Genomic DNA, 20,292 nt, shown 5'->3' on the forward strand with positions numbered 1-20,292 from the left:
TCCTCCAAAAGGGCCGCCAACAAGACAGCGAACACCTTTTGAAGAGTTCTGACTAATTGTTCCTCCAGCTCTTTTAATAAAGGCCATTCTGTGGTAAAATGTTTCATGGACTCTCTCCCTCCTGTTTTATTGATGTTGGTCATCACCATCATAGCAGGGAGAGAGTCCTTTTTGCATGACATTTGCTTTTTTCTACCGCGCTTCGCTTGGTGGCCCCGACGAGCGTCGCGAACAAAAGTTCGCAACCCTCGTCGGGGAATCATTCCTGAATGTCACCCACAAATATTTTACTCACACGAAAAGTCGTCGCTGATGTACAAATGGTACAAGTTGGAATTAACAAGGTGCGTCTTGAAAAATATGGTGGGAGTGTGCACGTGTATATTTCTGATGATGATGTTATGAAAGAGGCGAAGCGATTAAACACGACGCGGGCGATTGTTGCGATGCGCAAAGCTGTGAAGGAGGCGGATGGAGGGATATTTGCGATCGGGAATGCGCCGACAGCACTTCTTGAGCTTATTCGCCTTGTGAAAGAAGGGGAAGCGCGCCCAGGGCTTATTATCGGTTTACCGGTCGGCTTTGTTTCGGCAGCGGAATCGAAAGAGGAATTAGCGAAACTTGACGTGCCGTTTATTACGAACGTTGGAAGAAAAGGGGGGAGCACGGTTACGGTTGCCGCTTTAAATGCCTTGTCTATTTTAGCGGAGCGGGAATAAGTATGGAGAAAGAAAAATTGCGCGAAGGATATACGACTGGCGCATGTGCAACGGCTGCGACAAAAGCGGCGCTATGTGCGCTCATTACTGGGAGGAAGCAAACAGAAGCGACAATTATGTTGCCGATTGGACGGGAAGTCACTTTTCCGATCGTTTCTTGTGAAATTGAGAAAGATCGAGCGAGCGCGACCGTGGTGAAAGATGGGGGGGACGACCCTGACGTGACGCACGGTGCTTCTATTGTTGCGACGGTTTGCTGGACGGAAGAAGGAATTCATATTGATGGAGGAGAAGGCGTCGGAAGAGCAACGAAACCGGGATTGCCTATTCCGGTTGGCGAAGCAGCGATTAATCCTGTACCGCGTCAAATGATGACGGACGTCGTCCGTCATTTACTGACCGAGCATCGTTTAACACGTGGGGTACGCATTGTCATTTCTGTTCCAAATGGAGAGGAAATAGCGAAAAAAACGTTAAACGCCCGCCTTGGCATCGTTGGTGGCATTTCTATTTTAGGAACCCGCGGCATCGTCGTTCCGTTTTCCACGTCTGCGTACCGAGCAAGTATTGTACGCGCGCTCGAAGTGGCAGTTGCTTGTGGCTGTGATCACGTTGTTGTCACGACAGGAGGAAGAAGCGAAACGTATGCGATGAAGCAATATCCTCATTTGAAAGAAGAAGCATTCATTGAAATGGGCGATTTTGTTGGATTTACGTTGAAACAATGTAAAAGGCTTCGGATTCAGACAGTGTCGCTCGTTGGGATGATGGGGAAATTTTCAAAAGTCGCCCAAGGCATCATGATGGTTCATTCTAAAAGTGCGCCTGTCGACTTTCAGTTTTTAGCAGATGTTGCGAAGCAAGCGGGTGCTCCGAACCCCCTCATTGAAGCGGTGAAACAAGCGAACACCGCGTCGCAAGTTGGAGATATGATGTACGAAGCAGGATATTTATCGTTTTTCAATTTGTTATGTGATTATTGTTGTCAACATGCGTTGCGGGAAGTGAACGGCGGAATGGTCATTGAGACGACGCTTTATACGTTAAAGGGACAACTGTTGGGAAGGGCGGTACGAAACGATGGAGCGAATGAAATTAATCGGAATTGGGGCTGATGGAAGAGAATCTCTTCCTTCGTTGTATGAACAATGGATTAATGAAAGCGAGCGGCTCGTTGGCGGGGAAAGGCAACTATCTTTTTTTCCTCACTACAAAGGGGAAAAAATCGTTATTCGAAGCAACTTATCATCGCTTTTCGAAACGCTTGTAAACGAGCCGAAAAAAACGGTCATTTTGGCATCCGGTGATCCGCTATTTTACGGAATCGGTAGTTATTTAGCGAAAAAAGTTCCGATTGAAGTATATCCCTCTGTGAGTTCGCTCCAATGGGCGTTTGCGAAAATGGGAGAAAGCTGGCACGATGCATATGTCGTTAGTTTGCATGGGCGTTTGATGAGAGGGCTTGCTCAGCGTATAGATGGAAAAGAAAAAGTAGCGATTTTAACAGATGAAACGAACGATCCACGTGCGATTGCTTCATATCTTTTAGAATATGGGATGACAGAATATGAGGCGTTTGTTGGGGAGAACCTTGGGGGAGAAAACGAACGCTGCCGATTCATGACGTTAGAAGAGATGAAAGATGGCATGTTCGCTTCCTTAAATATTGTCGTTTTACGACGTGTCCATAAAGGACCGAGTTGGACGTTTGGTATAGAGGATGAAGAGTTTTTTCAGCGGAAACCAGAAAAAGGACTCATTACGAAAAAAGAAGTACGCATCTTAAGCTTGCAAGCGCTTTGTCTTCATGAAAAAAGCGTCGTATGGGATATCGGTACATGTACAGGATCGGTAGCGATTGAAGCGGCAAAAATGGCTCGTGAAGGGGCCGTTTTTGCGATTGAGAAAAACGCTCATGACATAGAAATATGTCGGAAAAATATGAAAAAATTTCGTGCGGATTTTACACTTGTTCATGGTCGAGCGCCAGAACAATTAGAGCAGTTTCCTGATCCGGATGCCGTCTTTATCGGAGGGACGGCAGGAAGTTTACGGGAGATTGTTGAGGTTTGTTGTGCGCGGTTAAAACAAGGGGGGCGCATCGTCGTGAATGCGGTGACGATTGAAACGCTACATGAAGCGATGGAAGCGTTTCGGCAATATGGGTATCATACCGATATTTTGCTTGCCCAATTTTCACGAAGCAAACCCATTTTACAATTGACACGTTTTGATGCGTTAAATCCAATTTATATCATTTCAGCACGAAAGGATGAAAGCGAATGATCGGTACGTTATATGGCATTGGCGTTGGTCCGGGAGACCCAGAACTGTTGACTGTAAAAGCGTTTCGACGTTTAAAAGAAGCAGATGTCATCGCCTATCCGAAAAAGACAAACGGCAGTAAAAGTTATGCGCAACAAATTGTAGAGGCATATTTTTCTCCGTCCGAAAAGCATATGCTCGGTCTCGTTTTTCCGATGACAAAAGATGAAAACGTACTGCGTGAAAAGTGGGACGAAACGGTAGATGCTGTATGGGAACATTTGCGCGAAGGAAAACATGTTGCATTCGTGACGGAAGGAGATCCGCTTTTATATAGCACGTGTATTCATTTTATGCGCACGATGCAAATGAAATATTCGGATGTATCGATCGAAATCGTTCCGGGTGTTTCTTCTATCAATGGAGCGGCGGCACGGTTGCAACTACCGCTGGCTGATGGGGATGAGACGATTGCGATCGTTCCTGCACGGGATGATTACGATGCGATGAGAAAAGCGATCGAAGCACACGATTGTGTCATTTTTTTAAAAGTCGCGAAAGTGATACCCCTTCTTTTATCGATTTTAAAAGAGATGAACTTAACAAAAAAAGCGGCAGTTGTGACGAAAGTGACGTCACATGAAGAAGTGCGATGGGACATCGAGCAATTAGAACATGTGTCGTTGCCATATTTAACGTTGATGGTGGTGAGAAAGTGAAAATATATATTGTTGGAGCTGGTCCGGGAGCAAGCGATTTAATTACAGTCAGAGGAATGAAGTTGTTGCAGCGAGCGGATGCGATTTTTTATACCGATTCACTCGTCAATGAAGAACTGCTTACATATGCGAAAGCAGAGGCGCGTATTTTTCGTACGTCTGGTATGCATTTGCATCAAATCGTTTCACTCATGTGTGAAGAAGTGAAAAAAGGACACGTTGTCGTACGGCTTCATACAGGCGATCCGTCGATTTATGGAGCGACGATGGAACAAATCGTACTTTTGAAAAAAGAAGGAATTGACGTGGAAATCGTACCAGGAGTCAGTTCAGCATTTGCTGCTGCCGCTGCGGCACAAGTGGAGTTGACGGTGCCTAACTTAACGCAAACGGTTATTTTTACGCGTGCAGAAGGAAGAACGCCTGTACCAGAACAGCTCGCCTCTCTTGCTAAACATCACTGTACGATTGTCTTGTTTTTGAGTGCCACGTTAACGAAAAAAATAACGGCTGCTTTTCTTGAAGCGGGATGGAGCGATCAAACACCTGTCGTTGTTGTATATAAGGCAACGTGGCCGGACGAAAAAATTGTACGTACAACGGTTGGCATGCTTCATGACGATATGCAGCGTCACGGTATTCGCCAACATGCTCTTATTTTAGCAGGCTGGGCCCTTTCGAATGAATGGAACGAATCGTATCGCTCGAAATTGTACGATGAAACATTTACGCACGGCTATCGCAAGGGAGGAAAGTAAGATGTATGCTGTTGTCGCGATTACGAAGCATGGGGTAGAAATAGCGAGAAAACTGCACGAAAAACTTCCTGATGCGGACATTTATTATACGGATAAGTTTTCCAAAGGTGACGAAGAGCAGAAAGGGATTCGTTTATTTTCAGGAAATGTTCGGTTGTTGTTGCCGCAATTGTTTTCAACGTATCGCGGGCTGATTCTCATTATTTCCCTCGGTGCTGTCGTGCGCATGATCGCCCCATTATTAAAAGATAAAAAAACAGATCCTGCTGTTGTTGTTATTGATGATAAAGCAGAACATGTCATTAGTGTATTATCTGGTCATTTAGGAGGAGCGAATGAGCTGACGAAAAAAGTAGCGAATTTACTTGGCGCCCGTCCGGTCATCACGACGGCATCCGATGTGCAGCAAACGATTGCGGTTGACTTATTCGGTCGCTCGTTTGGATGGGAATGGGAAAATGAAAACAATTTAACGCCCGTGAGCGCCGCGGTTGTTAATGAGCAACATGTTGCGATTGTACAAGAATCAGGCGAGCGCAATTGGTGGACGTATGATACGCCGATTCCATCAAACATTCGGCATTATGCTTCGATTGCTGAGGCGCTTGAAGCGAAGCCGGATGCGGCGCTTATAGTCACGCATCGCTTGCTTGAGAAAGAGGAAGAAGCGATTTTACAAAACGGGGTGTTATATCGTCCGAAAGTTATTGTTATTGGCGTCGGGTGCAATCGTGGAACAAGCTCAAGAGAAATTGAACAAGTCATCTGCGATACGTTGCAGCAACTTCGTTTTTCGATCAAAAGTGTGAAAGCGTTATGTACGATTGATTTGAAAAAAGATGAAGAAGGTTTATTAGCTGTCGCAAACAAATATGGGTGGCCGCTTATTTTTTACACGCCCGAGCAGTTGAACGACGTTCCGATTGATGAGCCTTCGGAAACGGTATTCCGCTACACGGGAGCATATGGAGTAAGCGAACCTGCAGCGAAGCGATATAGCGGACAAAATAAGCTTGTGTTAACGAAAAAAAAGAGCGGGAATGTAACGATTTCCGTTGCGCTATGGGAGGGACAAGGGTGAGGAGAATTGTCGTTGCAGGAACAGGGAGCGGCGTCGGAAAAACGACGGTGACGCTCGGCTTAATGAGTGCATTCAAGCAGAGGGGGTGCGTTGTTCAAGGGTTTAAATGTGGGCCAGATTATATTGATCCGACGTATCATACGGCGGTGACAGGGAGGCGCTCCCGCAATTTAGATAGTTGGATGGGAAATGAAAATATTGTACGTGACGTATGCAGCAGAGGAAGCCAAGGAGCGCATTTGTCGATTATTGAAGGGGTGATGGGGTTATTTGACGGGAAGCGAGCAACGGCAAATGAAGGATCTACTGCAGAAATTAGCATTATCACCGAAAGCCCCGTCTTGTTAGTTGTCGACTGTTCAGGCATGGCGCGTAGCGCTGCGGCAGTTGTGCGCGGATTTCAACTGTTTGATGAGCGCGTTCGCATCGTTGGAGTTATTGCGAATCGCGTTGGGAGCGAGGGGCATTTTCGGCTTGTCAAAGAAGCGATTGAACAACAATGCGGTATTCCTGTCGTTGGCTATTTGTTAAAAGAAAGCGATTTGACGATTCCAGAGCGTCATTTAGGGCTTGTTCCATCTGTGGAACGTGGAGAGCTTCGACCGTTTTTTGAGCGGCTTGGTGAGCGCATCGCGCAAACGGTCGATTTAGATGCTATATGGAAACTAGCGGAAACGACCGTCCTTCATAGCGAACCGTTTTTTACGCCAAAACAAACGTACGATGTGCGCGTCGCTGTCGCAAAAGATGCTGCGTTTCATTTTTATTACGAAGAAAATTTAGAAATGCTTCAGACATATGGGGCAACGCTCGTTTATTTTTCTCCGCTCGCCGGTGAATGTGTGCCGAACGATGTGCACGGATTGTACATTGGCGGAGGTTTTCCAGAGGAATTTGCTGCGGAGCTTGCGCGTCACGAAAAAGTGAAACGATCGATTGCCGAAGCCATTCAGCGCGGTTTACCGACGCTTGCCGAGTGCGGTGGATTTATGTATTTAACAGAAGGCATCGAAACGACTGACGGGCAATATTACGAGATGGTCGGCGTCATTCCGGGGCACGTGTGTATGCATCGAAAGCTTGTGGCGCTCGGATATCGCGAAGTGACAGGAATGGAAGGAAACTTTTTGTTTGAACAAGATGAAGCGAAAGGACATGAATTTCATTATTCAACGTTTATTCGAAGAGAAGAAGAAAAATTTGCGTATGAAGCGAAAGGGCTGCGCGGATGCAAGCGGGACGGATATATGGATCATCGGTTAGTCGCTGGCTACATTCATTTTTATTTTCCATCGAACCCTTTGCTTGTTGAGCGGTGGTTGAAGGCATGCAGCGAGGTGAAAGGCGATGCGTAAAGCGCTGCCGATTATGTTTCAAGGAACGCATTCCGATGCGGGAAAAAGTGTGATCGCGACAGCTTTTTGTCGCATATTCGCCCGCAACGGTTGGAAAACGGCACCGTTTAAGTCGCAAAATATGTCGCTCAATTCATACGTAACGATTGACGGAAAAGAAATCGGACGCGCGCAAGGAGTGCAGGCGGAGGCGGCAGGGGTGTTAGCGACGACGCATATGAATCCGATTTTAATTAAGCCGAGCCGCGATCAAGAAGCGCAAATTGTCGTACATGGAAAACCGTACAAAAACATGCAAGCGAGCGCTTATCGAACCGAGTTTTTTCATACAGGACTGAACATTATTCAACAATCGCTCGATGTATTAATGAAACAATACGATCGCCTAGTCATTGAAGGAGCGGGAAGCCCTGCGGAAGTAAATTTGAACGATCGTGAGCTTGTAAATATGCGCGTGGCGCGCATGGCGAATGCTCCCGTTGTCTTAATTGGCGATATTGAGCGCGGTGGAGTGTTTGCGAGTTTAGTTGGCACATTGCAGCTGTTAGATGAACGTGATCGGAAACGTGTCATCGGGGTGATTATTAATAAATTTCGTGGCGATGTTGCGCTTCTTCAGCCGGGATTGCGTTGGTTTGAGCAATATACAGGCGTGCCGGTGCTTGGCGTCATTCCGTATATGCATTTGCGCATCGATGCAGAAGATTCTGTAGCACTTTCTCGTTATGCGACAAAAAAAGACGATGCGAAAGCGATTGATGTAGCGGTCGTTCAATATCCGCGCATGTCTAACTTTACTGATATCGATCCGTTTTTTGCCGAGCCGGACTGTTCGGTGCGGTTTGTGACGGATGCGTCGTTGTTAGGTGAGCCAGATATACTTATTTTGCCGGGGAGCAAAAATACAATTGAAGATGTCCAATTTTTAAAAGAAACAGGATTATTTGTAGCGATTCGCCGCTTATATGAACGAAGCGATACGATCATGATCGGTATTTGCGGTGGCTATCAAATGCTTGGCGAACGTATAAAAGATCCGTTTCATGTCGAAACGCCACTCGATGAGATAGAGGGATTAAATTTGCTGCCGATTGAAACGACGCTTGCTTGTGAAAAAACGACGGTTTTGTGTGAAGGGATATTGACGTTTCAACGCGAAACGTTTCATGTGAGCGGATATGAAATTCATATGGGACGCTCGATCGTAAAAAGCGGTGAACCACTTATTTTACAGAACGGGAAAACAGACGGCTGTAAAACGAAAGATGAACGTATGATTGGAACATATATGCACGATTTGTTTCATAACGATGTGTTTCGCCATCATTTATTAAACGACGTGCGGAGAAAAAAACAACTTCCGCCACTTCCTACCCGACCGCTTTATCGACAATTGCGCATGCAGGCATTTGATGAACTAGCCGATTGCGTCGAAACAAGCGTCAATGTGACAACAATTGAACGAAAAATGATGGAATTTCAAGGGGGAAACAATGATGCTTTATGAACAAATTGGGGAAGAAGTACGCAACTATATTGATCAACTAACGAAACCGCGTGGAAGCCTTGGACGACTTGAAGAGCTAGCGATTGATATTGCGAGAATGACAGGGGAGCGTTTTCCAAGCGTGACGCCGCCGGGTGTGCTCGTCTTTGCGGCCGACCACGGCATTGCAGAAGAAGGGGTGTCTGCGTATCCGCAAGAAGTAACGGCTCAAATGGTGCTCAATTTTGTGCGCGGCGGAGCTGCCATTAACGTATTTAGCAAACAGATTGGTGCAGCGTTTGCAGTTGTTGATGTTGGCGTGGCGGTTGATATTCATGAAGAAGGTTTTATCAACGAAAAAGTGGCATATGGAACGAATAATTTTGCCCATAAGCAAGCGATGACGAAAGAAGAAGCGGAGCGAGCAGTACAAGCAGGATATCGCCAAGCAAATGCGATGATTGATCGCGGCATCCGCTGTTTGATCGTTGGGGAAATGGGGATCGGCAATACGACGACAGCTAGCGCCCTGTTAGCAGCGATAAGCGGCCGCAAAGTGGCTGAACTTGTCGGCAAAGGAACAGGCGTTCATGATGAAGCGTTGAAGCGTAAGCGAGACGTAATTGAACGTGCGCTTGCAAAACATAAACCGAATGCGTCCGATGCCATCGACTTATTGACAAAAATCGGAGGGTTTGAAATTGCGGCGATGGCAGGAGCGATGATCGCAGCGGCAGAGCGACACATTCCGATTTTACTTGATGGTTTTATTTGTACAGTCGCGGCGTTAATCGCCGAACGACTGGATAAACGTGTCGTTCATTATATGATTGCGGGGCATCGATCACAAGAACCGGGTCATCGCATCGCTCTTGAGTTGTTACATAAAGAGCCGCTTCTTGATTTGCGTATGCGCCTTGGAGAAGGAAGCGGGGCAGCGGTGTCCTTTCCGATCGTCAATATGGCGCTAGCGATGCTTCGTATGGCGACATTTTCATCAGCCAACGTAGCGACAGGGAGCGATCATCATGAATAAAGGAAAAGTATATATTGTTGGGGCAGGTCCGGGTGATCCGAAGCTCATTACTGTATACGGACGTGAATGTATTGAAAAGGCGGATGTCATTATTTACGATCGACTCGTGAGTAAACAGCTGCTCGTTTATGCGAAGGAAGGAGTTGAACTGTTATATTGCGGAAAAGAACCGAGAAAACATGGAAACATTCAACAACAAATCCATCAATGGCTTGTTGAACACGCCTTGCAAGGAAAGACGGTCGTTCGTTTAAAAGGGGGAGATCCGTTTATGTTCGGTCGCGGTGGGGAAGAGGCGGAGCATTTGCGCGCATACGGCATCCCGTATGAAATCGTCCCCGGTGTGACAGCGGGCGTTGCTGCTCCTGCCTATGCTGGCATTCCTGTGACGCATCGCAATTATGCTGGCGGGGTGACGTTTATTGCGGGACATCAGAGCGGGGAACGTGATCGCATTCGATGGGACGCATTAAGCGAGGCAACAAATACGATCGTATTTTATATGGGGATGGCAAATATCGCTTACATTTGTAAACAACTACAACGCCATGGCAAAGATGGCGAGACGCCTGTGGCAGTCATCGAATGGGCAACGACGACAAGGCAACGAACCGTTGTCGGTACGTTACAAACAATTGTGAACATCGTCAATGAAAAACAACTGTCTTCCCCTGCCATTATCGTTGTCGGGGATGTTGTCCGCTTACACGATCAGTTAAAGTGGGTGAAAGAAATATGGTGATCGTCTACACAGGGGATGGAAAAGGAAAAACAACTGCGGCTGTCGGTCTGGTCATTCGCGCTGCGGGACACGGAAAAAAAGTGGTCGTCATTCAATTTATTAAATCGCCGCACCGTCCGTATGGCGAGGCGAAAATATTGCAGCAGCTCGGCATTGACGTGCATCAAACAGGGGTTGGATTTACGTGGACGAAAACGCCAGAAGAACATCGCCAAGCGTTGCAAAAAGGATGGGCGCTTGCACAACAACATGTGTTATCTGGTTTATACGATGTTGTCGTTTTAGATGAACTAAATGTTGCTTTAGCGATTACGTCGTTTCCGATTGATGATGTTTTGCCGCTTCAAGATGTTATGCATACGTTGGCAAATAAGCCAGCGCATACGTATGTCGTCGTGACAGGAAGAGGGGCAAAAGAAGAAATCGTTCAACTTGCTGATCTAGTGACGGAAATGAAAGAAGTGAAACATTATTATCATAAAGGTGTTCATGCGATAAAAGGGATTGATTTGTAGATAATTGGTTATTTCATCTTTACCCTCGAATAATGTAAGGATAAAATAAAAGTAAAGAATTTTTGGGGGGATACGATGGAAAATAACACATATGTTTATGCATCGACGCTTTCTTCAAAACATCAAGTGACGATTCCGACGAAGGTGAGAGAACTGCTTGGGGCAGAACCGGGCGATCAAGTTGTATTTGTTTACGGCGAAAACCAAGAAGTAACGTTGAAAGTAAGAAAGAAAGATTCGTTACTATCGTTATTTGGAAGCATGCCACCAAAGCGAGAACAAGAAGATATGAATTGGGAGGACATTCGAAAAGAAGCTAGAGAACAATGGCTTGCTAGCAAGCAGAAGAAAGAAGATGAACGATGTACATTTTAGATGCAAATGTAATTGTTCGCTTTTTAACTAACGATGATAAAATCCAATCACCAATTGCCTATCGATTGTTCGAAAAGGCGGTAAACGGAGAATTGTCGTTTCTACTACATCCTTTAGTGATTGCAGAATGTTGTTGGGTTCTCGAGTCAAAACGTTACGGTTATCGGAAAGAAGAAATAGCTGAACGCTTAACACAGCTCGTTGAGGCTCCTTGTATAAAAACGATCGATAAAGAAATTGTGTTGCAAGCGATAGCGAGTTACGGAAAGCATCGTGTTGATTTTGCGGATGCTTATCTTAGTTCACTTACGAAACATTCCCCTACCGTACAAGCGGTCGTTACATGGAATGAAAAGGATTTAAAAAAACTAGCATGTGAATATTATTTGCCCGATCGTATTGTGTGAAAAAGCTGATGAAAGTCAGCTTTTTCACAACACGTTAAAATATCGCGCTTCCGGATGGGCGAAGACGATGGCAGAAACGGACGCTTCTGGTTCCATCATATAGCCTTCCGTTAAATGAATGCCGATTTCTTCTGGGCGTAAAAGACGGAATAGTTTTTCTTGGTCTTCGAGATTTGGACAAGCTGGGTAGCCGAAAGAAAAACGCTGTCCTTGATATTTTGCTGCAAATCGTTGTTCCATCGTAAAATCGGGGGAATCTGGAAATCCCCAACGGTCGCGCATAATTTGATGAACGCGTTCCGCTAATCCTTCCGCTAGTTCAAGCGCTAACGCTTGAATGGCGTGGCTTTTTAAAAAGTGTCCTTCTTCTTTCAGACGTTGTGCCATATCGCGCACTCCTGCGCCAGCTGTCACAGCAAATAGCCCGACGTAGTCGATTTGTTCATTCGAAAGATAATCTGCTAAGCATAAATACGGTGCTTTCATTTGTCTTGGAAACGTAAACGTTTCAATGACCGTTTGTTGATCGCGCGGGTCGTAAATGATCACCGTATCCCCATCGCTTCTGGCTGGGAAAAATTGATATACCGCTTTCGGTGAAAGCGACTTTGTTTGTTTTGCTTCAGCGAGCAGTTCATCAATCAGCTCTTTTAACATGATCGCTTTTTCGTTTCCTTCCGCCAACAGCTTTTTTACATTTCCTTTTAAACCGAGATGGTGCCCGAGAAGCATTTGCCAATTGACGTACGGTTCAATATGTGAAAGTGGAATGTCTTTTAATATATGTTTTTCTGTGTCGGTCGGAACGTAAATCGGCGCCCGCTTCACATTTGACTTTGTCATGACAGCGACTGCGCTTTGCTGTTCGATTGTTTGTTTCGTTTTTTCTTTTTTCTCATAAGAAATGTCTTGTTGGATGATACGGTTGGCAAGCGTCAATCCTTCCATCGCATCTTTGGCGTATAAAACGATGCCGTCATATTCGGGCGCGATTTTCGTATCGGTAAATTTCCGTGAAAGAGCGGCGCCGCCAACTAAAATTGGCAAGGAGATGCCCGCTTGTTTTAAGTCTTGGGCGGTGAGCACCATTTGTTGAGCTGATTTCACAAGCAGCCCAGATAAGCCGATCATGTCTGGCTGTTCGTTTCGCACCGCTTCAATGAGCTGCTGCGGCGTTACTTTAATGCCTAAATCGACGACGTGAAACCCGTTGTTACTTAAAATAATATCGACTAAATTTTTTCCGATGTCGTGCACATCGCCTTTGACTGTTGCGAGCAGCACTTTTCCTTTGACGCTCGTTTCGTTTTTTTCCATATACGGCTCTAAAAAGGCGACGGCCGCTTTCATCACTTCTGCGCTTTGCAACACTTCCGCAACGATGAGCTGATTATCGTTAAATAGGCGACCGACTTCGTCCATTCCGTTCATCAGTGGACCGTTAATAATGTCAAGCGGGCTGTACGTTTGTAAGGCGAGCGTCAAGTCTTCGATGAGCCCATCTTTCGTTCCTTCCACGACGTATGTGGCAAGCCGCTCTTCTAACGTCATATGGACGTTTGTTTGTTTCGGTTGTTTCGTTTTATCGCGATAAAATTGAATAAATGCGTTTAACGTTTCATCGTTTGTGTGAAATAACAACGCCTCTGCTAAGCGCACTTCCTGTTCAGGAATGGACGCAAAGCGCTCTAATTTTTCCGTATTGACGATCGCGTAATCAAGCCCTGCTTGCGTGCAATGGTATAAAAAGACGGAGTTTAACACTTCGCGTCCGACAGGTGGCAAACCAAATGAGACGTTGCTAATGCCGAGCATCGTTAAACAGTTTGGCAAATGTTGTTTAATGAGGCGAATGCCTTCGATCGTTTCTTTTGCTGCGCCAATATATTGCTCATCTCCTGTACCGATCGGGAAGACGAGCGGATCGAAAATAATGTCGTGCGGTGAAACGCCATATTTATTGACGAGTAAATCGTATGAACGAAGGGCGATGTCAAGCTTTCGTTTTGCTTCAATTGCCATTCCTTGTTCGTCAATTGTGCCGACGACGACCGCTGCACCGTATTGATGAAGAAGCGGAATAATTTTTTCAAACCGTTCTTCCCCGTCTTCTAAGTTAATGGAGTTAATAATCGCTTTTCCTTGGGAATACGATAACGCACAGGCGATGACGTCTTCATCGGTCGAGTCGATGACGAGCGGCACTTTTACTTTTTTGACGACTTGTTGAATAAATTGTTCCATATCTTTTTTTTCATCGCGGTCAGGGTCGGCTAAACAAATGTCGATGACGTGCGCTCCATTTTTCACTTGGGCGCGGGCAATTTCTGCCGCTTCTTCATATTTGCCTTCCGCGATGAGCCGTTTAAACTTGCGTGAGCCAATGACGTTCGTTCGTTCCCCGACAAAAAGCGGCCGCATCGTTTCATCGTAAACGAGCGCATCAATGCCAGACACAGCATGCATGGCGAACTGTTTCGGGATGACACGCGGCGGAATGTCGCGTACCGCTTCACTGATGGCGCGAATATGTTCAGGAGTCGTGCCGCAGCAGCCGCCGACAATGTTTAGCCATCCTTTTTCGGCAAATTGGCGAATTTTTTTCGCAAGCATGTCTGGCGTTTCGTGGTAGTGCCCTTCTTCGTCAGGAAGCCCGGCGTTTGGATAACAGCTGACGGCCGTGTTCGCTAATGAAGCGAGCGAGCGCAAATGGTCGGTCATAAATTCCGGACCTGTGGCGCAGTTTAAACCGACGGCAAAAGGTTTCATATGTTGGATGGAAATAAAAAACGATTCGATCGTTTGTCCGGCCAGCGTCGTTCCCATCGGTTCAATCGTTCCAGAAATCATAAGCGGCACTCGTTTTCCGACCGCTTGAAACGCTTCGGTAATGCCGAGAAAGGCGGCTTTGACGTTTAACGTATCTTGGCACGTTTCTAACAACAATAAATCGACGCCGCCAAGTAGCAGCCCGCGCGCTTGTTCTTCATACGCAGCAACGAGCTCCGCAAACGTCGCTCCGCCTGTGACAGAAAGCGTTTTTGTCGTCGGACCCATCGAGCCGGCAACGAAGCGCGGCCAATCGGTTGTCGTATATTTTTCCGCTGCTCGTTTTGCAAGTTTAGCTGCTTCGATATTTAACTCAAGCGCTAAATGGCCGAGGTCATATTCGTCTAGGACGATGCGCGTTGCCCCGAACGTATTCGTTTCGACAATGTCAGCTCCTGCGGCAAAATACGCTTCATGAATGTGAGAGATGACGTGTGGGGCGGTGATTGTTAAATATTCGTTGCATCCTTCATATGCTTCACCGCCAAAATCGTTTGCGGTTAAGTTGGCCGCTTGGATCATCGTTCCCATCGCTCCATCAATAATTAAAATTTTTTTCTCGAGCTGTTCAAATAAACTAGCCATAATAAACCGTCCTTTCTTTTGCGAGCCGCTCTTTTTCATGAATGTAACGAACGAGTTCGACCGTCATATCGTAACGTAAAAATGGGGTAATTAAATAAATGCCTTGGAATAAATCGAACGCGGCATCGATGAGCGCTTTGGCGATCGCTAATCCTTCTTTCGTTGATTGAACACGGTCGTTCGCGCACATGGCCATGCGGTTGCGAATGTCATCAGACAATGTAATGCCCGGCACTTCGTGATGTAAAAAGTCGGCGTTGCGTGCGCTTGTGAGCGGCATAATGCCGATGTAAATCGGCGTCGGCAAATGTTTCGTCGCTTCATACACGTCTTCGATTTGTTTTTCGCTATAAAGCGGCTGTGTTAAAAAGTAGTGCGCCCCGCATTCAATTTTTTTCTCTAGCCGTTTCACCGCTTTATCTAAATGGCGCACGTTCGGGTTAAAGGCGGCAGCGATCGAAAAGTTCGTTTTTTGTCCGAGCGGTTTACCTGAGTACGAAAGCCCTTCGTTAAATTGACGAATGAGCGAAATGAGATCAAACGATGATAAATCGTAGACGGACGTTGCGCCCGGAAAATCGCCTACTTTTGATGGATCGCCTGTCAAAGCGAGCACGTCGGTCATGCCGAGCGTATAGAGCCCCATTAAGTGCGACTGCAAGCCGATTAAGTTTCGATCGCGGCACGTAATATGAATGAGTGGACGCATGCCGAGCTGTTGTTTGACGATCGTGCCGACAGCGACGTTGCTAATGCGCGGTGTCGCAAGTGAGTTGTCGGCCAGCGTTAACGCATCAATGTTCGCTTCTTTTAACGCTTTTGCCCCTTCTAAAAATGTCGTTAAGCCGAGCTTTTTCGGTGGATCGAGCTCGACGATAATCGACCGCCGCGTGCGAGCGATGTCAGCAAGAGAAGGGGCTGTCGTTTGTTTTTCTTCTTGGACGATAATTGTATGCCGTTGTCTTACTTCTTTTTTATATACAGGCGTGCGATCGGAAAGGGCGCGAGCGATGGCGGCAATATGTTTTGGCGTCGTACCGCAACAGCCGCCGATAAGCCGAACCCCTTGTTCACGAAAGGCACGAGCCGTTTCTTCAAAATATTGTTCGCTCGTTTCGTAAATGAAGCGTCCGTCGCGATATTGCGGCAGGCTCGCATTTGGATATACCGATAAAAAGGCGCGGGTTGGAATCGGCACTTCTTCAAGCGAGCGCAACATATGGTACGGACCGAGATGGCAGTTTAAGCCGACAACATCGGCTCCAAGCCGTTCTAATTCGGTAAGCGCTTCAGCAAGCGGCATTCCGTGTTGCAGGACGCCAATATCATGCAACGTGACGTGGGCGATGATCGGCAACGTCGTTTCTTTGCGGGCGATGGAAAGAACCGTTTGCAATTCTTCGAAATCGTAATACGTTTCAAGCAAAAGTCCATCGACACCTTCGTTTAACAACACGTACAGCTGTTCACGAAATGTTCGTTTCACTTCTTCAAGCGAAATCGTGCTTTTGTTCGTGCTCCGTAGTCCTCCGATCGTACCGAGCACGTAAGCGCGTCCTTTTGCCGCTCGTTTCGCCAGTTCGACCGCCGCTTCGTTTATTTTTTTTACGTCATCTTGCAGTCCATAACGTGCTAGTTTGACGTAGTTCGCGCCGTATGTGTTCGTTTGAATCACTTCAGCGCCTGCATCAATATACGCCTCGTGAATATGGACAATTTCTTCAGGTTTAGTGACGTTTAATTCTTCAAAGCAACGATCGATGCCGTGCGCGTATAATAACGTTCCCATCGCTCCATCAGCGATGACGATGCGCTCTTTTAAATCATCTAACAATCCCACGTCCATTCCTCCGTTTCTTCGTTTAAAGTAAAAAAGTCCTCTCCATAAGAAGAAGACTTGACGCGCTCCTTCTTATCTTCCAAGCGAATCGCTTGTCTGGACTTAGCACCTTGACGATCGTCAGGTTGCTGAAGGTTCATCGGGCCAGTCCCTCCCCTTCTCTCGATAAGCTGTTGTATGAAGTTACTCATAAATGTAACTGATTTTTTAGAAATATTCAACTATTTTATTTCAAAAAAAGAAGGCAAAGCGCCTTCTTAACGGTAGTTGACGAATTGAACGTCAATCGGTAAATCTGCCTCGCGAATGGCGGCGATCACTTTTTGCAAATCGTCTTTACTTTTGCCGCTGACGCGAATTTGGTCTTCTTGAATTTGACTTTTTACTTTTAAGCCTGTATTTTTAATGATTGTGTTAATTTTTTTCGCGTTGTCTTTGTCGATGCCTTGAACGAGTTTCGCACGTTGGCGCACCGTTCCGCCAGACGCAGCCTCCACTTTTCCGTATTGAATGTTTTTTGTCGGTACGCCGCGTTTAATGAGTTTGCCGATAAGCACATCTTTCAGCTGTTCCAGTTTAAACTCATCGTCAGAAATGAGAATGAGCTCATCTTTTTCAAGCGAAATGTCGCTTTTGCTTCCTTTAAAGTCGTAGCGGTTTTGAACTTCTTTTAACGCGATGTTGATGGCGTTCGTCACCTCCGACAAATCGACTTTTGACACAATATCAAATGAACTTTCTTTTGACATACGGATCACCTCAGCATAAATTCGTTGTGCTTCCATTATAGTCGATTGTTGGCATGCGAACAACTTTACAAAATCTTTATATATAAAAAGTAAAAAAAATGTCGATTGTTGTCGATATAATAAATGAAGCGAGATTCGATCGAAAGATAAGGAGATGAGGAAATTTGATGAAAAAAATGATTCCACTCATGATGGCACTCGTTTTGTTGCTTGCCGCTGGGTGTTCGCAAACGAGCTCTTTTCAACCGAAAGAGCGAATAAAAGTGGGCATTATGTTGTCAGATGTCGGACTCGGCGATCAGTCATTCAGCGATTCGGCGTTCAAAGGATTAATGAAAGCGCGCGATGAGCTCGGCATCTTTTTTGACTATCGTGAGTTAAAAGAAACGGAGACGTATGAAAAAGGATTAACGGAGCTCGTTGAAGCAGGAAACGATCTCGTCATCGGATTAGGATTTATGGTGCAGGAAGATTTAGAAAAAGTCGCAAAAAAATATCCGAAACAGCAATTCGTATTAATTGATGCGGTATCTGATTTACCGAACATTACATCGATTACGTTTAAAGAAGATGAAGGAAGCTTTTTAGCGGGCGTAGTTGCTGGCATGTTGACAAAAACAAACAACGTCGGTTTTGTTGGCGGAGCGGATGTACCGCTTATTCGTAAATTTGCGAACGGTTTTATTCAAGGGGTAAAAGCGGTTAAACCGGAAGCGAACGTGCAAGAAGTGTATGCCGGCAATTTCGGTGATGATAAGCTTGGTGCGCAAATTGCAAAACAAATGATCGCAAATGGGGCAGACGTCTTGTATGCCGCGGCTGGATTTACAGGTGTCGGCGTGCTTCGCGAGGCGGAAATGAATAAAAAATATGCGATCGGTGTCGATAGCGATCAATATTTTTATGCGGAAAAAGCAGTTGTCACATCGATGTTAAAAAATGTCGATGTCGCATTATATACCGTCATTAAACAATACGTTGAAACGAAAGAAGTGCCAAAAGGGACGGTTCAACTTGGCTTAAAAGAAAACGGCGTCGATTTGGCACCGATTCGCGTCGTGACGTTCAGCCCAGAGCAACAAGCGACGCTTGAAAAATGGAAAGAAAAAGCGACAAACGGCATCGCAAAATAAAGGAGGAATATGATGACGATTAAACAACGATTGTTATTTCACTCATTAGTAACGCCCGTCATTGCGGGGACGATTATCGTGTTTATCATCATAAATATGCTTTCGATTCAATCGTCGAATCAAGATTTTGTGCCGCTCATGATGAAAGCGCAACATTTGCAGGCGGAGCTAAAAGCGACGAAACAAAGTTTAAGCAACTATGCGTACAGCCCGACAGAAGGGAATAAACAAGAAGTGGCCGTGCATTTAGCGGAAACGGAAAAATTGCTTCAAGCATTAAATAAAGGATTAACGGAGCCGTATTTTCGTTCTGCGCTTGAGCAAGTGAATAAAAAATTCGCAGAGCTTGCCAAACGATCGAACGAAGCGCTTGATGCAAACGATGTAGCGGAAATTCGCCGACAGTCAATGCGCGCGGAAGGGGCATTAAACGATGTGCACGTCGTCAACACGTATGTAAGCGAATATTATACGTACATGCAAAAAACGTTACAAAAACAAATTGATCGCGTCATTACGATTTCACTTGTGGCGATTGCTGTCGTGTTATTGTTTGCGGGATTTAGCGGCGTGCGTTTAACAAAAAAAATGTCGACACCGTTGCGCAACATTGCTGAAAACGCAAAACAAATTGCGAACGGCAATTTGCGCATCGAACCTGTGAACTATGACGGAAAAGACGAATTGGCCGATTTAAATGCGGCGTTTACGACGATGGCTGAACAATTAAACGCGCTGCTTCAATCGGTCGATACAGTAAGCAAGCAAGTCGAGGCGTTTGCAGTAGAAATTGATGAAGAAACAAAGATGTTAACAGAAATCAATAACCAAGTCGCTGTATCGACAAACGAATTATCGGCAGGGTCACAAAGCATTTCTGAAGACTTACAAAGCGCTGTACAGCTCATTGAACGAATGGAAAGTACTGTGCAGCAAAACGTCGGACGGACGGAGCAAACGGCTCGCTATAGCGATGAAGCCGTTGAAGCGATTACGCATGGTCAAGCGGCGTTAGCAGAACAAAAAGGGTTTATTGATGAAAATACGAAAGCGACGGCTTCAATTGAACAATCGACTGCGCAGTTTGCGGCGTATGCAAGCAAAATTGAAGATATGGCCAAAGCGGTCGCTGATATTGCGACACAAACGAATTTGCTCGCGTTAAATGCGGCAATTGAAGCGGCGCGGGCAGGGGAAGCGGGCAAAGGATTTGCCGTCGTTGCTGAAGAAGTGCGCAAGCTTGCGGAAGAATCGTCGAAAGCGACAGGCCAAATTTTTGAAATGGTACAGCTTATTCAATCGGGGTTAACGAATGTGACAGAAGCAGTTCGCCGTGGAGTGGACATCGCCGAGGCGCAAGCGAAAGCGATTGAAACGACAACCGAAGCGTTTGCACAAATTGAAAATAAAGTGCATCATATTACGGCAGATATTCAAGCGCTTGTCGTCGGCATGAACGAGTCGAAAGAGCTTGGCAAAAATGTTTTACAAAACGTTGAAAGCATTAGCGCGGTCGTTGAGCAATCCGCGGCAGGTAGCGAACAAATTGCTGCGTCAATGGTCGAGCAGTTAGAGGCGTTCAAAAAAATGGGTGAAAAAGTGACGACATTGCGCCAACTGACAGACGACTTACAACAAATGATGGCGAAGTTTCAAATGAAGTAAAAAAGATGCTCCGCGCGAGCATCTTTTCTTGTT

At 45.9% G+C, this 20,292-nt stretch carries 17 protein-coding genes, 1 pseudogene and 1 riboswitch; of the genes and pseudogenes, 15 read left to right on the top strand and 3 right to left on the bottom strand.

All coding sequences use genetic code 11. From position 1 onward, the window contains the following. Nucleotides 1-296: 296 nt before the first annotated feature. The 13 genes and pseudogenes from LH47_RS07715 to LH47_RS07775 all read left to right on the top strand — a co-directional run. Nucleotides 297-719 (top strand): annotated as a pseudogene (locus LH47_RS07715) (precorrin-8X methylmutase); the annotation flags it as partial. 2 nt (nucleotides 720-721) lie between these two features. After that, a complete protein-coding gene (locus tag LH47_RS07720) occupies nucleotides 722-1,834 on the top strand; it encodes a cobalt-precorrin-5B (C(1))-methyltransferase (RefSeq protein ID WP_043966247.1) in 1,113 nt (370 codons plus the stop codon). Further along, on the top strand, nucleotides 1,800-3,005 hold the full coding sequence (locus tag LH47_RS07725; RefSeq protein WP_043966250.1) for a bifunctional cobalt-precorrin-7 (C(5))-methyltransferase/cobalt-precorrin-6B (C(15))-methyltransferase: 1,206 nt from the start codon (nucleotides 1,800-1,802) through the stop codon (nucleotides 3,003-3,005). The genes LH47_RS07720 and LH47_RS07725 overlap by 35 nt, the downstream gene beginning before the upstream one ends. Continuing rightward, nucleotides 3,002-3,703, top strand: coding sequence for a precorrin-2 C(20)-methyltransferase (gene cobI / locus LH47_RS07730; protein WP_043966252.1), 702 nt, complete (start codon nucleotides 3,002-3,004; stop codon nucleotides 3,701-3,703). Before LH47_RS07725 ends, cobI begins: the two co-directional genes overlap by 4 nt. Next, nucleotides 3,700-4,461: a precorrin-4 C(11)-methyltransferase gene (gene cobM, locus LH47_RS07735; protein ID WP_043966254.1), complete on the top strand. Its 762-nt coding sequence runs from the start codon at nucleotides 3,700-3,702 to the stop codon at nucleotides 4,459-4,461. The genes cobI and cobM overlap by 4 nt, the downstream gene beginning before the upstream one ends. 1 nt (nucleotide 4,462) lies before the next feature. After that, a complete protein-coding gene (locus tag LH47_RS07740; RefSeq protein ID WP_043966256.1) occupies nucleotides 4,463-5,542 on the top strand; it encodes a cobalt-precorrin 5A hydrolase in 1,080 nt (359 codons plus the stop codon). Continuing rightward, nucleotides 5,524-6,897 carry a cobyrinate a,c-diamide synthase gene (locus LH47_RS07745; protein WP_043966258.1) on the top strand — a complete coding sequence of 458 codons (1,374 nt, stop codon included), beginning with the start codon at nucleotides 5,524-5,526 and terminating at the stop codon, nucleotides 6,895-6,897. Before LH47_RS07740 ends, LH47_RS07745 begins: the two co-directional genes overlap by 19 nt. Beyond that, a complete protein-coding gene (locus LH47_RS07750; protein WP_043966260.1) occupies nucleotides 6,890-8,404 on the top strand; it encodes a cobyric acid synthase in 1,515 nt (504 codons plus the stop codon). Before LH47_RS07745 ends, LH47_RS07750 begins: the two co-directional genes overlap by 8 nt. Further along, a complete protein-coding gene (gene cobT, locus LH47_RS07755; RefSeq protein ID WP_043966262.1) occupies nucleotides 8,394-9,419 on the top strand; it encodes a nicotinate-nucleotide--dimethylbenzimidazole phosphoribosyltransferase in 1,026 nt (341 codons plus the stop codon). Before LH47_RS07750 ends, cobT begins: the two co-directional genes overlap by 11 nt. Further along, entirely contained in the window at nucleotides 9,412-10,161 is a 750-nt protein-coding gene (gene cobA, locus LH47_RS07760) for a uroporphyrinogen-III C-methyltransferase (RefSeq protein WP_043966263.1), read from the top strand. The genes cobT and cobA overlap by 8 nt, the downstream gene beginning before the upstream one ends. Further along, complete coding sequence (gene cobO, locus LH47_RS07765) at nucleotides 10,155-10,676, top strand: cob(I)yrinic acid a,c-diamide adenosyltransferase (protein ID WP_043966265.1); 522 nt, start codon at nucleotides 10,155-10,157, stop codon at nucleotides 10,674-10,676. Before cobA ends, cobO begins: the two co-directional genes overlap by 7 nt. 75 nt (nucleotides 10,677-10,751) lie before the next feature. Then, nucleotides 10,752-11,051: an AbrB/MazE/SpoVT family DNA-binding domain-containing protein gene (locus LH47_RS07770; RefSeq protein WP_043966267.1), complete on the top strand. Its 300-nt coding sequence runs from the start codon at nucleotides 10,752-10,754 to the stop codon at nucleotides 11,049-11,051. Next, nucleotides 11,039-11,458, top strand: a complete 420-nt coding sequence (locus tag LH47_RS07775; protein ID WP_043966270.1) for a PIN domain-containing protein — start codon at nucleotides 11,039-11,041, stop codon at nucleotides 11,456-11,458. The genes LH47_RS07770 and LH47_RS07775 overlap by 13 nt, the downstream gene beginning before the upstream one ends. Nucleotides 11,459-11,482: 24 nt before the next feature. Here LH47_RS07775 and metH read toward each other — a convergent pair whose 3' ends face one another. The 3 genes from metH to LH47_RS07790 form a co-directional block, all read right to left on the bottom strand. After that, a complete protein-coding gene (metH, locus tag LH47_RS07780) occupies nucleotides 11,483-14,872 on the bottom strand; it encodes a methionine synthase (RefSeq protein ID WP_043966272.1) in 3,390 nt (1,129 codons plus the stop codon). Beyond that, the gene (locus LH47_RS07785; protein ID WP_043966275.1) at nucleotides 14,865-16,712 is read right to left on the bottom strand and encodes a bifunctional homocysteine S-methyltransferase/methylenetetrahydrofolate reductase; all 1,848 of its coding nucleotides are present in this window, start codon (nucleotides 16,710-16,712) and stop codon (nucleotides 14,865-14,867) included. Before LH47_RS07785 ends, metH begins: the two co-directional genes overlap by 8 nt. Before the next feature lie 69 nt (nucleotides 16,713-16,781). Then, a riboswitch (SAM riboswitch) is annotated at nucleotides 16,782-16,884 on the bottom strand. A gap of 85 nt (nucleotides 16,885-16,969) precedes the next feature. Next, a complete protein-coding gene (locus tag LH47_RS07790; protein WP_043966277.1) occupies nucleotides 16,970-17,461 on the bottom strand; it encodes a YajQ family cyclic di-GMP-binding protein in 492 nt (163 codons plus the stop codon). A gap of 167 nt (nucleotides 17,462-17,628) precedes the next feature. Here LH47_RS07790 and LH47_RS07795 point away from each other — a divergent pair, with 167 nt between their 5' ends. After that, nucleotides 17,629-18,594, top strand: coding sequence for a BMP family lipoprotein (locus LH47_RS07795; RefSeq protein WP_043966280.1), 966 nt, complete (start codon nucleotides 17,629-17,631; stop codon nucleotides 18,592-18,594). 9 nt (nucleotides 18,595-18,603) lie between these two features. Further along, nucleotides 18,604-20,259: a methyl-accepting chemotaxis protein gene (locus tag LH47_RS07800; protein WP_235341077.1), complete on the top strand. Its 1,656-nt coding sequence runs from the start codon at nucleotides 18,604-18,606 to the stop codon at nucleotides 20,257-20,259. Nucleotides 20,260-20,292: the final 33 nt, after the last annotated feature.

The sequence above is a fragment of the Anoxybacillus thermarum genome, assembly GCF_000836725.1.
In the GTDB taxonomy this organism is placed as follows: domain Bacteria; phylum Bacillota; class Bacilli; order Bacillales; family Anoxybacillaceae; genus Anoxybacillus; species Anoxybacillus thermarum.